A 12,031-nucleotide genomic window follows, 5' to 3' on the forward strand; every position below is an offset into this window, starting at 1 on the left:
CGTGCGGTTTCTGTTGGGCCTCGTGCCTCGGCCCAACCTACGAACTCGGTTTTCCCAACCAAGATCCACTCGCATCGGTGTCCAAGCATGTCACGCGCTTTCCCCATCTCCCGTTCGCCGTCCCTGATCCCATTCGCCATTCTGGCCCTGGTATGGAGCCTCGGCGTCCATGCATCCGATGCGACCAAGCGGATCGACGACTATCTCGCCGAGCTCAGCAGTCTCGAGGCGAGCTTCCAGCAGTACACCTTCAACGCCGACCACACCCAGATGATGGAGGGGCATGGAACCCTCTATCTCCAGCGTCCCGGACGCTTTCGCTGGGAATACGATGCGCCCAACAAGCAGGTGATCATCGCCGACGGCAAGCGGGTCTATCTGCACGATCTGGATCTCAAGCAGGTCTCGCATCAGAACCAGAAGGATGCGTTGCGCGGGACCCCGGCGCTCCTGCTGGCCAACGAGGAGCCGATCCAGACCTATTTCGAGGCCAAGTCCATCCCCAGCACGGATGGCCGCGACTGGATCCAGCTGACGCCCAAGCAGAAGGACACGGACGTGGTCCGAATCGAGGTCGGGTTCGACGGCCAGACGCTCGACAGCCTCATCATGGAGGACAGCTTCGGGCAGGAGACCCGCCTGAACTTCTCGGGCGCTCGACGCAACATCGCCCTCGAACCGGATCTGTTCGAGATCGATCCGCGCGCCGTCGACGACTTCCTCCAGGTGGACTGATCCGCCCATGACCCCGGATTCACAGGACGCCCCGCTCGCGGATCGCATGCGTCCGGCGGTCCTCGACGACTTCGTCGGTCAGGGCCATCTGCTCGCGTCCGGAAAGCCGCTGCGCCGCGCCATCGAGTCGGGCCGGCTGCACTCCATGATCTTCTGGGGCCCGCCCGGGACCGGCAAGACGACCCTGGCGCGGCTGGTGGCGCACAACTCGGGCGCGCACTTCATCACCCTCTCGGCGGTCCTGTCCGGGGTCAAGGAGATCCGCGAGGCGGTCGCCGAGGCCCAGAACGTACGGCGTCTGGAGCAGCGCGGCACGGTCCTCTTCATCGACGAGGTCCACCGCTTCAACAAGGGCCAGCAGGACGCCTTCCTGCCCCATGTCGAGAACGGCACCCTGACCTTCATCGGCGCCACCACCGAGAATCCCTCCTTCTCGCTCAACAACGCCTTGCTGTCGCGGGCGCGGGTCTACGTGCTCAAGTCCCTGACGGCCGAGGATATCCGGCAGGTGCTCGACCGGGCCTTGAACGACGCGGAGCGCGGGCTGGGCGGGCAGGGGCTCGAGCTGGCGGACGAGGGTGCCGCGTTGCTGGCACAGTCCGCCGACGGCGATGCCCGTCGCGCGCTCAACCTGCTGGATCTCGCGGCCCAGCTGGCCGACGACGGACGCATCGAGCCCGAGACGGTCGCCGAGGTGGCCAGCGCCTCGGTGCGCCGCTTCGACAAGGGCGGCGACATCTTCTACGACCAGATCTCGGCACTGCACAAATCGGTGCGGGGCTCCTCGCCCGACGCGGCGCTCTACTGGCTGGCGCGCATGATCGACGGCGGCTGCGATCCGCTCTACATCGCCCGGCGGGTGGTGCGCATGGCCAGCGAGGACATCGGCAACGCCGATCCGCGTGCCCTGCACCTGGCGCTCGACGCCTGGGAGGCCCAGGAGCGTCTCGGCTCGCCCGAGGGCGAGCTGATGCTGGCCCAGGCCGTCGTCTATCTGGCCTGCGCGGCCAAGAGCAATGCCGTCTATGTCGCCTGGAAGGCTGCGCTCGAAGACGCCCGTGCCTCGGGTTCGCTGGACGTGCCCGTCCATCTGCGCAACGCCCCAACCAAGCTCATGAAGGAGCTGGGGTACGGCCGCGCCTATCGCTATGCCCACGACGAACCGGACGCCTATGCCGCGGGCGAGGTCTATTTCCCCGAGGAGATGGGCGAGCGCCGCTACTACCAGCCGGTCGAGCGCGGCCTGGAGATCCGTATCCGCGAGAAGCTGGAGCGTCTGAGGGCGCTCGATCGGGGGGCGGACCGGTCGGTGTCTCCGGTGCCGGAACGCTGAGGATCACTGTCCACTCCGGCTATCCGCATCGCTTTGCGGCAGCCCGCGGTTCGGTCAGCCGGCCGCCTCCAGTTGAAACAGCTCCCGAAGCACCGATTGGAGCCGGTTCGGTTCGATCGTCTCGGTCGTGATCCGTCCTTCCCGTTCCCGTTTGAGACGATCGCCGAGGAGGGTGTCCCGGCCGGTGGGATGATGCAGAACGACCAAAAGTTTCTGCACGAAGATGGTGTCCGGGTGGGTCGAGTTGAGATAGTTTGCTGGGGTGAAGTCGATCCATTCCTGCGGCCAGAGATCGAATGCATATTGGTTCAGCCATTCCTGATCCACCAGCGCCTGGAGCAGATATCCCCGTTCGTCGAGTCTGGTCAGTCGAAAACGGTCGAAGTCCTGCTCGATCTCCCGATCCAGGTCGTCCAGTGCGATGGGTGCGCGGATTCCGTGACTCCCGAATCCCAGATCGCAGAGCCAGTCGCGTCCCTCGAGTCGGGCGACGATGGCGGCGTGGGTTCTGGGGCGGCGAACCGGGTAGAACATGGGGCGGGCGGCGACGAATTGGTAATGGATACCCAGCGCCCGCAGGGCCATGGCGAAGAGTCCGTTGACCTCGTAGCAGTAGCCGCCGCGTCGATGGTCGAGGATCTTCTCGACGATCTCCTCAGGGATCAGCGAGACGACCTTGCCGGCCCGGACGTCGAGATTCTCGAAGGGGACGCTGAAGAGCTGATGGCGCATCAGCGCCGACAAGGTGGTCAGGTCGGGTGCGAGCGGGCCTCTATAGCCGATGCGCCGACAGTAACGATCGAGGTCGAAATTCGCGGCCTCCATATGGGCTCCTTGGGATGTCGTTGAATGGCGCCAGGCATCCCTTGTTTGCTCGGCGCCTCGAATGCGTCGCTCACTTCGGCCCGGTCAGCCGCTCCAGCTCTTCCAGATACCGCAGGGCCTCGTGGCGGTCGGACCCGCACATCTCCGGCATCGGGACCAGCGACCCGCAGACCCGCGGTCGTTCGCGGCGTCCGAACAATCGGCAGCCGAGCTTCGGCGTCAGCTGCACGCAGGGAACCCCGGCCGGCTTGCCGTCCGGCATCCCGGGGATGGGGCTGCTGATGGACGGCGCGATGCAGCAGGCGGCACAGCCGGGGCGGCAGGCGATGGGGCGATTGGGTTCGGTCAGCGCAGTCCTCCGATCCGCTGACCGAGCCGAACCTTGTCCCCGGGCCGCAGCTCGGGATCCCATTCGATCCGGTTGGGCGGGAAGAGCAGGATCACGGTCGAGCCCAGGTTGAAGCGGCCCATCTCGGTCCCGCGCTCCAGGTGGATGTGGTGGCTCTCGTCCGGATAGTCCCAGCGCTGCAGCGAGATGCCCGAGTGCGGCGGGCTGATCTCGCCGGCCCAGACGGTCTCCATGCCGCCGACGAAGATGGCTCCGACCAGCACCATGCCCATGGAGCCGGCCTGGGTGTCGAAGCGGCAGACGATCCGCTCGTTGCGGGCGAAGAGCCCTGGCACCAGATCGGCGGTGGTGCCGTTGACGCTGAAGAGCTGGCCCGGGACATGGATCATCTGGGTCAGGTCGCCGTCCAGGGGCATGTGGATGCGGTGATAGTCGCTCGGCGAGAGATAGATGGTGGCGAAGCGGCCGCCGTCGAAGGGATGCAGCTCGTTGGGGTCCAGTCCGAGCAGGTCCTGCACCCGGTAATCCCGGCCCTTGGCCTGGATCAGCCGGCCCTCGGCGATGGTGCCGATCTGGCTGATGGCGCCGTCCACCGGGCAGAGCAGGGCGCTCGGATCCGGATCCAGGGGGCGGGCGTCGGGTCTCAGTTCGCGGGTGAAGAAGGCGTTGAAGTGCGGATAGGCCGAGAGGCTCGGTTCGAGCGCCAGGCCCATGTCGATCCGGTAGAGCCGGGCGAAGCTGTGGATCAGGAGCGATTTGAGCGGCCGCCAGCGCACCCGGGCCAGCCGGTACATGAGCTGGGACAGCGTCCGCTGGGGCAGGGCATGCTGCAGCGCTACGAAGAGGCGTTGCGCCAGGGTCGGATTGGTCGAGTCTGTCATGGGGTCTCCGGTGGGAGCAGTGCCTCGGCATTGGCGACGATCGCCTTGAGATCCTCGGCCATGGCCGAGCCGTCCTCCCGGTCCGGAAAGAGGGCCAGAAGATAGCCGCCCGGGGCGATGACGAAGAGCGTCAGGGGCGCATCCGCGCCGGCGCCGAGGGCGCCGCGCAGACGGGCGATCTCGTCGCCGTCGCCGCCGAGGATGTGGAGCGCGGGAGAGAGTCCGGCGAAGCGGCGCGCCAGCATGGGTTGTTCGGCGGTCGTCACCAGGACGAGCTGCAGCCGTTCGCGCAGCTCTCGCTGGTCGGCGACCCGGTTGTAGACCTCGATCAGGCGCTGGATACCGCGCTGCCCGGAGGCATGGGAGAGGTCGCCGAAGCCGATGAGCGTCCAGCGGTCCGCGAGGCGCGTCTGGTCGAAGGGGCGGCCGAAGGCGTCACTGAGGCCGAAGCCCGGCAGGTCGCCCGGCGGCTGCAGCAGGACGCCCTCGATCGCGGGGATCTCGGCATCCGGGTGCTGATGCCGGTTGCCCCACTGATAGCCGAGCACGAAGAGCGACATGGCCCCCAGGACCACTAGCAGGCGGACCCAGAGGCTGTGTCTGTTGCGCAGGAACATTCGGGTCGCCTGCTAAGGGGCGTTCCGGTCGAGCTCGGCGCGGACGGCCTCGAGCGCGGCGCCGGCGTCCGTGCGATGGCCCAGCGCGGCCAGTTCGTTGGCCAGTGCACCGACGCAGAGCAGGATATTGGCCGGGCGGCTGCTGTAGCCCATGAGCCCGATACGCCAGACCTTGCCGGCGAGGTCGCCCAGTCCGACGCCCAGCTCCAGGTCGTAGTGCTGGAGCAGACGGGAGCGGACCTGCGCCTCGTCGATGCCGCCGGGGACGGACACGCTGTTCAGTTGGGGCAGACGCTCCTCCTCGGGGACGATCAGCTCCAGGCCCAGCGCCTCGAGCCCCGCGCGCAGCGCGCGATGATGATGGGCGTGACGCTCCCAGGTGGCCTCGATCCCTTCCTCTGCCAGCATCACCAGAGATTCGTGCAGCGCGTAGAGGGCGTTGACCGGGGCTGTGTGGTGATAGCTGCGTTTCTGCTCGCCGCTCCAGTAGCCCATGACCAGATTGAGGTCGAGGAACCAGCTCTGGACCCGGGTCTTGCGGTTGCGGACCTTCTCCAGGGCGCGCTCGCCGAAGGTCACGGGCGCCAGCCCCGGGGTGCAGGAGAGACACTTCTGCGAGCCCGAATAGACGGCATCCAGTCCCCAGGCGTCCACCTCCAGCGGCGATCCGCCGAGCGAGGTGACGGCGTCGACGATGGTGAGGCAGTCGTGCCGGCGGGCGATCTCGGCCAGCGTTTTGGCGTCCGAGCAGGCGCCGGTGCTGGTCTCGGCCTGGACGAAGGCGAGCAGGCGGGCGCTGGGATGGGCCTCGAGGGTCTCCTCGACCTGATCGGGATCGACCGCGCGTCCCCAGGTGCCCTGGACGACGATGGGGATGCCGCCGGCACGCTCGACGTTCTCCTTCATGCGTCCGCCGAAGACGCCGTTGATGCAGACCACCACCTCGTCGCCCGGCTCGACCAGGTTGACGAAGCAGGTCTCCATGCCGGCCGAGCCCGGGGCCGAGACCGGCATGGTCAGGGCGTTGCGGGTGCGGAAGGCGAGACGGAGCAGTTCCTTGAGTTCGTCCATCATGGTCACGAAGGCCGGGTCCAGGTGCCCAATGGTGGGGCGGGCGAGCGCGGCCAGTACGCGAGGGTGGACATCGGCGGGGCCCGGCCCCATTAGGGTTCGGACCGGCGGATTGAAGGAACGGATCATGATGCGGCCTTCCGGGAGTCTGTCGGTGGTGGCGATCCGGACGCGTCGCTGGCGGCAACAAGAGTCCGCCGGATTCGCTCGGATTTCGCGATGGACAGGCGAGTATAGATGCCGGCCCATGGCCGGCTCAAGGCAATGTCCGCCGGCCAACAATCCCCTGCTTCGAGAGGACGCTATGGATCGACAGACAGACAAGACCGATGCCGAGTGGCGCACCGAGCTGACGCCGGAGCAGTTCCGGGTGTGCCGACAGAAGGGGACCGAGCCGCCCTTCACCGGGCGGTATCATGCCTTCAAGGATCCGGGGCTCTATCGTTGCACCTGTTGCGGGGAGCCGCTGTTTCGCTCCGAGGAGAAGTTCGACTCGGGCACCGGCTGGCCGAGTTTCTGGCAGCCAGCGGATGAGGCCGCCGTCGCCACCGAGGAGGACCGAAGCCATGGCATGCGGCGGACCGAGGTGACGTGCGCGAGCTGCGGGGCCCATCTCGGGCACGTCTTCCCGGACGGACCGCGTCCGACCGGGCTGCGCTATTGCATCAACTCGGTGTCGCTCGAATTCGACCCCGAAGGCCCCTGACCGGGGTCCGAGTCCCCGATGTCGCGGGCTTCCTCGCCGGCCTCACCGATCCTTGTCCTCGGGACCGCTATCCTCGGTCGAGCCCGAACCCAGCAGTCCCGAGGTCGCGCCCAGTCCGGGCACCTCGAAACGCATCTCCGGCCAGATGGCGAGTCCCTTGGCGGCGGAGATGGTGCCTCCGCTCTCCTCGTCGATGCTGGTTCCGCTCAGGGCCGTGCGGACCACCATCGGGCTCTGGCCGCTGATTCCGGAGAGCTTGCCGGTTCCCCCGGTGAGGGTGAAGGTGCCCTTGCAGGATCCGGGTTCCCCATTGCAGTCGAACTCGGCATAGACATAATCGCCCATGGCGCTTTCGATCGTGCAGTAGCCATGTCCCTCCAGGGTGTTGGGGATGACATGGATGAGCTGGGTCGAGGGGCAAGTGAAGAGCGCGGTGTCGAGCAGCCCGTCGCCCTGTTCGATGTACATGATCCCCTCGAAGGTGCCGATGAACTGGAGCTTGTCCACCGCGACCTGAAAGAGTTGCCCATTGGCCTCCCAGGGGGCCAGGATCTTGGCCGTTCCAACCTCCGCGGCAAGGGGCTGAGACAGGATGGAAAGGGTGACGGGCAGCGATAGGACCAGGCTGCGCATGGATGGCTCCGGGGGTGCTCGAATGCTGGGCAGGTTGTTGATGTGGCGGGGATTCTAGGGCAGCCCGGGTGCGGCGTCGATGCCGATTTGATCCGATATTCGGACTCGGCTATCAAGGCTCATCGGCTGTGTCGCATCGAACGGATCTTGGGCATTGGTAGACAGGGAGCGGATCAGGGACGTCTTGCCGATGCGCCGATGACCGAACCTATGCCCAGACCCCTCGGATACATCAAATGCGTTTTACAGTGATTTCGGTGTAGAACACATCGAACAGAGGCGGTTGATCGGTCGAGAGGGTTGGGCGATGGCTGAGAGTAAGACTGAATCCATATGTCTGGGCTGGCGCGAGTGGCTGGAGTTGCCCGACCTCGGGCTTGCTTGCATCAAGGCCAAGGTGGATACGGGGGCCCGTACCTCGACCTTGCATGCCTTCTATGTCGAGCCGTTCGAGCGTGACGCACTCTTGCACGTGCGCTTCGGGGTGCATCCACTGCAGCATCGCGACGATCTCGTGGTGCACTGCGAGGCTCCGGTCATCGACCGGCGCCAGGTGAGCGATTCCGGCGGCCATCGCGAGGAGCGCTACGTCATCGAGACCCATGTCCGGGTGGGCGGCCGGTCGTGGCCGATCGAGGTGACCCTGACCAATCGCGAGAGCATGCTGTTCCGCATGCTGCTCGGGCGCACCGCGATCGCCGGTCGCGCCCTGGTGGATCCGGGCGGTTCCTTCCTGGCCGGCCGGGTGGCGCGTCCCTGGGAGCGTTATCCGGACGGAGGCGTATCCCAGGACGCTCGGGACGCCGGCGAATCGGGGGTTCTCGCCGATTCCGCCTCTCGGGGCTGACGGGATGGACTTGTCCCACGGCTCTCCAGCATACTGATGTCCAGGTCGCGGCCATCCGTGGTTGCCTGACATTCCTGCTCCGGCCGGCCTCTCGGGGCTGCCCGGATCCTCTTCAAATGTCTCGGAAGAGCCCCGCGTCGCCGGTGCTCGATCGCGCCAGATCGGGATGGGGCTCGGTGACTGAGTGGATGCCATGAGTATCGATTGGAACGCATATCCCTGCGCGGATTTCTACGACGAACTGGTCGCCGAGCCCGGCTGCGGGCGTCCGGCCGTGGAAGGTCTGCTGGCCGATCTCGAGGCCCTGGGGCCCGATGAGCTGGTCGCCCGGCAGGAGGCGGCCAACGTCTCCATCAAGGAGATGGGCATCACCTTCACCGTCTATTCGGAGGAGGGCGGCACCATCGACCGCACCTGGCCCTTCGACATCATCCCCCGCATCATTCCCCAATCCGAGTGGGAACAGGTGGAGGCCGGGCTGAAGCAGCGGGTCCAGGCGCTCAACCTCTTCATCGACGATCTCTACCACGATCAGAAGATCATTGCCGACGGCGTCTTCCCGCGCGAGGTGCTGGCCAAGTCGGTCAACTTCCGGCCCCAATGCGTCGGGGTATCGCCCCCGCTCGGGATCTGGGCCCATATCTGCGGCTCCGACCTGGTACGCGACGGCGACGGGACCATCTACGTCCTGGAGGACAATCTGCGCGTCCCCTCCGGCGTCTCCTACATGCTGGAGAACCGGCTGGTGACCAAGCGGGTCTTCCCGGAGCTCTTCGAGCACTATGCCCCGCTGCCGGTCGACGACTATCCATCCCAGCTCTTCGATACATTGGCCGCGCTCTCGCCCCGGCCGGCCGACTATCCGGAGGTGGTGGTGCTCACGCCGGGCATCTACAACTCGGCCTATTTCGAGCACGCCTATCTGGCCCAGCAGATGGGCTGCGAGCTGGTGGAGGGGCGCGACCTCTTCGTCGACGACGACGATTGCGTCTACATGCGCACCGTCGACGGCGCCTCGCGGGTCGACGTCGTCTATCGCCGCATCGACGATCTTTTCCTGGACCCCGAGGCATTCCACCCGGATTCCGCTCTCGGCGTTCCCGGGCTGATGCGGGCCTGGAAGGCGGGCAAGGTCGCCCTGGCCAATGCCCCGGGGGCGGGCGTCGCCGACGACAAGGTGGTCTACGCCTTCGTGCCCGAGATCATCCGCTACTATCTGGACGCCGAACCCATCATCCCGAACGTGCCGACCTACCGCTGCATGGACCCCGACTCCCTGGCCTATACCCTGGAGCACATGGAGGAACTGGTGGTCAAGCCGGCGAACGAGTCGGGCGGCTACGGTATGCTGGTCGGTCCGGCCTCGACCAAGGCCGAGCGCGAGACCTTCGCCGAGCTGGTCAAGAAGGATCCGCGCAACTACATCTCCCAGCCGGCGCTCAAGCTCTCGACCGTGCCGACCATCATCGGCAGCAAGCTGGAGCCGCGCCACGTCGATCTGCGCCCATTCATCCTCTCCGCCGATCGTCAGCAGGTCACCATGGGCGGTCTGACGCGGGTCGCCATGCGCAAGGGATCGCTGGTGGTCAATTCATCCCAGGGCGGCGGCAGCAAGGACACCTGGATCCTGCCCGAACAGCCGGAAGGGAACTAGGAGGAGCGCATCCAATGCTGTCGCGTGTCGCTGAGAACATCTACTGGCTGTCGCGTTACGTCGAGCGTGCCGAGAACACGGCCCGTATCGTCACGGTCAACGCCAATCTGCTGATGGACCTGCCCCGAGGCATCGCCCCCGGGTGGCGTCCGCTGATCGACATCACGGGCGCCAACGCCCTCTTCGAGGAGCACCACAAGGAATACGGCGAGCGCCAGGTGGTGCGCTTCCTGATCGGCGACGAGCGCAACGCCGGCTCCATCCTCTCGGCCCTGGTCGCCGCGCGCGAGAACTGCCGCACCATCCGCGATTTCGTCCCGCGCGAGGCCTGGGAGCTTCTCAACGAGCTCTATCTCTATGCTCGCGAGGAGCTCTCCAGAGGCACCACCAAGAGCGGCAGGCATGCCTATCTCAAGCACCTGATCCAGGGCACCCAGACCATCTCGGGCATGCTCTCGGGGACCATGCTGCACGATCAGGGATACGATTTCCTGCATCTGGGGCGCTTTCTCGAACGCGCCGACATGACCACCCGCATCATCGACGTGCGCTCGGCCAATCTGCTCCCGGAGGAGACCACCGATCTGCGTCCCTTCGAGACCATCCAATGGGTCAGCGTGCTCAAGTCGCTCACCGGCTATCAGGCCTATCGGCGCAGCGAGCAGGTGCGGGTCCAGCGCGGTCCCGTGCTGCGCTTCCTGTTCCAGCACCAGGACTTCCCGCGCTCGGTGCGCTTCAGCGTCGATTCGCTGCAGACCGGTCTCGCCAAGCTGCCCCGCAACGAGGGGGCGCTGCGCGTGGCGGGCCGGCTCAAGCGTACGCTCGAGGGCGTCGAGCCGCGCCGGCTCAATCAGCAGCAGCTCAAGCAGTTCGTCGACGATCTGCAGGTCGGCATCGGCGAGCTGCACGACGAGATCGCCCGGACCTGGTTTCCGCCCCCGCTCGGGATGGAGAGCCAGTCCCAGTCTCAGGGGTGAGTCGATGCCGGAGGGGCCGGGATCTCCCGGGTCGCCAGTTCCCGTAGTGTCACTCCCTTCAGGGATTCGGCGAGCGCGGCGTCGATCCGGGATTCGATTTCGCGAACCGAGGTGTTCCTCGCCTCCGCCCGATAGCCCCCGTTCGTCTCCTCGAAGGCGCGGATCGCGTCCAGCAGGTCCTTGACCCCGATCGATTCGGGTGCTCTGGCGAGCACGTAGCAGGGCGGGTCTTCCGGTAGGGTCGGGAGGATGATGTCGGTCTTGCGCAGCATTCCCAGGATGCAGCCGACCAGGTTGCGCGGTATCTGCAGCCGTTTCGCCAGCGTCTCCTCGTTCAAGGGCGGCCCGCCCTCGAGAAAGCGTTCGGCGATCGAGACGGCGACCGAGAGCGCCATGCGTTCGCGCACCCGGTTGCTCAGCCGGGCGTCACGGTCGCGGGCGGTCAGATGCTCCGGGTGCTGGTGGTAGAAGGCGATCGAGGCTCCCAGGAGCAGGATCAGCCAGCCGAGATAGACCCAGATCATGAAGAGGATGAGGATCGCCAGGCTCGAATAGACGGCGGTGTACTGGGTCGAGCCGGCCATCACATTGCCGAAGATGGATCCCGCGGTTTCCCACAAGAGTCCGGCGATCAGCGCCCCGAGCATGGCCGAGGCCGGATGGACGCGGGTGTTGGGCACGAACAGATAGACGAAGGCGAAGGTGAGCGTGATCATCACATAGGGGGCGAGCAGGCTCAGCGTCTCCATGAGCGCGCCCATGGGCGCGATGTGCATCACCGACTGGACGAAATGGCTGTTGCCGAGCGAGGCCGACAGGCCCACAGCGCCGAAGAAGAGTACCGGACCGAGCGTGAGCAGGCTGAGATACTGGGTGAAGCGTTGAGTGAGTGGGCGCACGTTGGTGACGCGCCAGGCATAGTTGAAGGCCTGCTCGATCTTCTGGATCAGGCTGACGACGGTGTAGAGCAGCATCGCCAGACCCACGGATCCCAGGACCCCGACCTGCATCTTGTCGACGAAGCCGATGATCCGGGTGGTGATCTCGCGGCCGTTCTCGCCCAGCGGTGCCAGCGCATTGCCCAGCAGGGGTTCGAGCTGGTTGTGGACGCCGAACCCCTTGAGCACCGAGAAGCTGACCGCGAGCAGGGGCACCAGCGACAGGAGCGTGGTGTAGACCAGGCTCATGGCGTGCAGCGACAGATTGCTCTGGGTCATGTCCCGCGCCAGCGCATAGAGCAGACGCCCCGACCAGACGAGCCGGACCTTCCAGCCAGGAAGGGCGTCCAGCGGTTGCTTCCAGAGTACCGACTCGAGGCGTTCGGAAAGACTCGAATCCGTCTTCATGCCCTCACCTCAGCTTGTATGCGCTCGATGTGCGCCGATTTCGATCATCCGGTCCGA

13 protein-coding genes are annotated in these 12,031 nt (G+C 66.2%); 6 read left to right on the forward strand and 7 right to left on the reverse strand.

The features are described 5' to 3' along the window. Positions 1–87 precede the first annotated feature (87 nt). Together lolA and D779_RS02960 are read left to right on the forward strand one after the other, a co-directional pair. Positions 88–735: an outer membrane lipoprotein chaperone LolA gene (gene lolA / locus D779_RS02955; RefSeq protein WP_043749220.1), complete on the forward strand. Its 648-nt coding sequence runs from the start codon at positions 88–90 to the stop codon at positions 733–735. A 7-nt stretch (positions 736–742) separates the two neighbouring features. Then, positions 743–2,068: a replication-associated recombination protein A gene (locus D779_RS02960; protein WP_043749224.1), complete on the forward strand. Its 1,326-nt coding sequence runs from the start codon at positions 743–745 to the stop codon at positions 2,066–2,068. Between the two features lie 54 nt (positions 2,069–2,122). On the opposite strand, the gene D779_RS02965 is transcribed toward D779_RS02960, so the two are convergent. The 5 genes from D779_RS02965 to D779_RS02985 form a co-directional block, all read right to left on the reverse strand. Continuing rightward, entirely contained in the window at positions 2,123–2,893 is a 771-nt protein-coding gene (locus D779_RS02965) for an arylamine N-acetyltransferase family protein (protein ID WP_043749227.1), read from the reverse strand. Positions 2,894–2,963: 70 nt separating this feature from the next. Beyond that, positions 2,964–3,122, reverse strand: coding sequence for a Fe-S-cluster oxidoreductase (locus D779_RS22750; protein WP_232424054.1), 159 nt, complete (start codon positions 3,120–3,122; stop codon positions 2,964–2,966). Between the two features lie 116 nt (positions 3,123–3,238). After that, positions 3,239–4,123, reverse strand: a complete 885-nt coding sequence (asd, locus tag D779_RS02975; RefSeq protein ID WP_043749229.1) for an archaetidylserine decarboxylase — start codon at positions 4,121–4,123, stop codon at positions 3,239–3,241. Beyond that, positions 4,120–4,740 carry an SCO family protein gene (locus tag D779_RS02980; protein WP_043749231.1) on the reverse strand — a complete coding sequence of 207 codons (621 nt, stop codon included), beginning with the start codon at positions 4,738–4,740 and terminating at the stop codon, positions 4,120–4,122. The genes asd and D779_RS02980 overlap by 4 nt, the downstream gene beginning before the upstream one ends. A 12-nt stretch (positions 4,741–4,752) precedes the next feature. Then, positions 4,753–5,943 (reverse strand): pyridoxal-phosphate-dependent aminotransferase family protein, encoded by a 1,191-nt coding sequence (locus tag D779_RS02985; RefSeq protein ID WP_043749460.1) that lies wholly within the window; start codon positions 5,941–5,943, stop codon positions 4,753–4,755. Between the two features lie 172 nt (positions 5,944–6,115). On the opposite strand from D779_RS02985, the gene msrB reads away from it, so the two are divergent. Beyond that, positions 6,116–6,517, forward strand: coding sequence for a peptide-methionine (R)-S-oxide reductase MsrB (gene msrB, locus D779_RS02990; RefSeq protein ID WP_043749234.1), 402 nt, complete (start codon positions 6,116–6,118; stop codon positions 6,515–6,517). Between the two features lie 42 nt (positions 6,518–6,559). Here msrB and D779_RS02995 read toward each other — a convergent pair whose 3' ends face one another. Beyond that, the gene (locus D779_RS02995; protein WP_043749463.1) at positions 6,560–7,150 is read right to left on the reverse strand and encodes a hypothetical protein; all 591 of its coding nucleotides are present in this window, start codon (positions 7,148–7,150) and stop codon (positions 6,560–6,562) included. Positions 7,151–7,457: 307 nt separating this feature from the next. On the opposite strand from D779_RS02995, the gene D779_RS03000 reads away from it, so the two are divergent. The 3 genes from D779_RS03000 (at position 7,458) to D779_RS03010 (ending at position 10,628) form a co-directional block, all read left to right on the forward strand. Then, positions 7,458–7,997 carry an ATP-dependent zinc protease family protein gene (locus tag D779_RS03000; RefSeq protein ID WP_052347759.1) on the forward strand — a complete coding sequence of 180 codons (540 nt, stop codon included), beginning with the start codon at positions 7,458–7,460 and terminating at the stop codon, positions 7,995–7,997. 193 nt (positions 7,998–8,190) lie between these two features. Beyond that, a complete protein-coding gene (locus tag D779_RS03005; RefSeq protein ID WP_043749237.1) occupies positions 8,191–9,651 on the forward strand; it encodes a circularly permuted type 2 ATP-grasp protein in 1,461 nt (486 codons plus the stop codon). A gap of 14 nt (positions 9,652–9,665) precedes the next feature. Then, positions 9,666–10,628: an alpha-E domain-containing protein gene (locus D779_RS03010; RefSeq protein ID WP_043749240.1), complete on the forward strand. Its 963-nt coding sequence runs from the start codon at positions 9,666–9,668 to the stop codon at positions 10,626–10,628. Here the strand turns inward: D779_RS03010 and D779_RS03015 are convergent. Beyond that, complete coding sequence (locus tag D779_RS03015; RefSeq protein WP_043749243.1) at positions 10,619–11,974, reverse strand: YhjD/YihY/BrkB family envelope integrity protein; 1,356 nt, start codon at positions 11,972–11,974, stop codon at positions 10,619–10,621. The genes D779_RS03010 and D779_RS03015 overlap by 10 nt on opposite strands. Between the last annotated feature and the right edge of the window lie 57 nt (positions 11,975–12,031).

Source organism: Imhoffiella purpurea, assembly GCF_000585215.1.
Lineage (GTDB): Bacteria > Pseudomonadota > Gammaproteobacteria > Chromatiales > Chromatiaceae > Imhoffiella > Imhoffiella purpurea.

Bases quoted from the DNA above. Each gene is read 5' to 3' on its own strand.
- D779_RS03010 (WP_043749240.1), top strand. From the start codon at position 9,666: ATGCTGTCGCGTGTCGCTGAGAACATCTACTGGCTGTCGCGTTACGTC.
- asd (WP_043749229.1), bottom strand. From the start codon at position 4,123: ATGACAGACTCGACCAATCCGACCCTGGCGCAACGCCTCTTCGTAGCG.
- D779_RS03015 (WP_043749243.1), bottom strand. From the start codon at position 11,974: ATGAAGACGGATTCGAGTCTTTCCGAACGCCTCGAGTCGGTACTCTGG.
- D779_RS02995 (WP_043749463.1), bottom strand. From the start codon at position 7,150: ATGCGCAGCCTGGTCCTATCGCTGCCCGTCACCCTTTCCATCCTGTCT.
- D779_RS02980 (WP_043749231.1), bottom strand. From the start codon at position 4,740: ATGTTCCTGCGCAACAGACACAGCCTCTGGGTCCGCCTGCTAGTGGTC.
- D779_RS02965 (WP_043749227.1), bottom strand. From the start codon at position 2,893: ATGGAGGCCGCGAATTTCGACCTCGATCGTTACTGTCGGCGCATCGGC.
- D779_RS03000 (WP_052347759.1), top strand. From the start codon at position 7,458: ATGGCTGAGAGTAAGACTGAATCCATATGTCTGGGCTGGCGCGAGTGG.
- D779_RS03005 (WP_043749237.1), top strand. From the start codon at position 8,191: ATGAGTATCGATTGGAACGCATATCCCTGCGCGGATTTCTACGACGAA.
- lolA (WP_043749220.1), top strand. From the start codon at position 88: ATGTCACGCGCTTTCCCCATCTCCCGTTCGCCGTCCCTGATCCCATTC.
- D779_RS02960 (WP_043749224.1), top strand. From the start codon at position 743: ATGACCCCGGATTCACAGGACGCCCCGCTCGCGGATCGCATGCGTCCG.
- msrB (WP_043749234.1), top strand. From the start codon at position 6,116: ATGGATCGACAGACAGACAAGACCGATGCCGAGTGGCGCACCGAGCTG.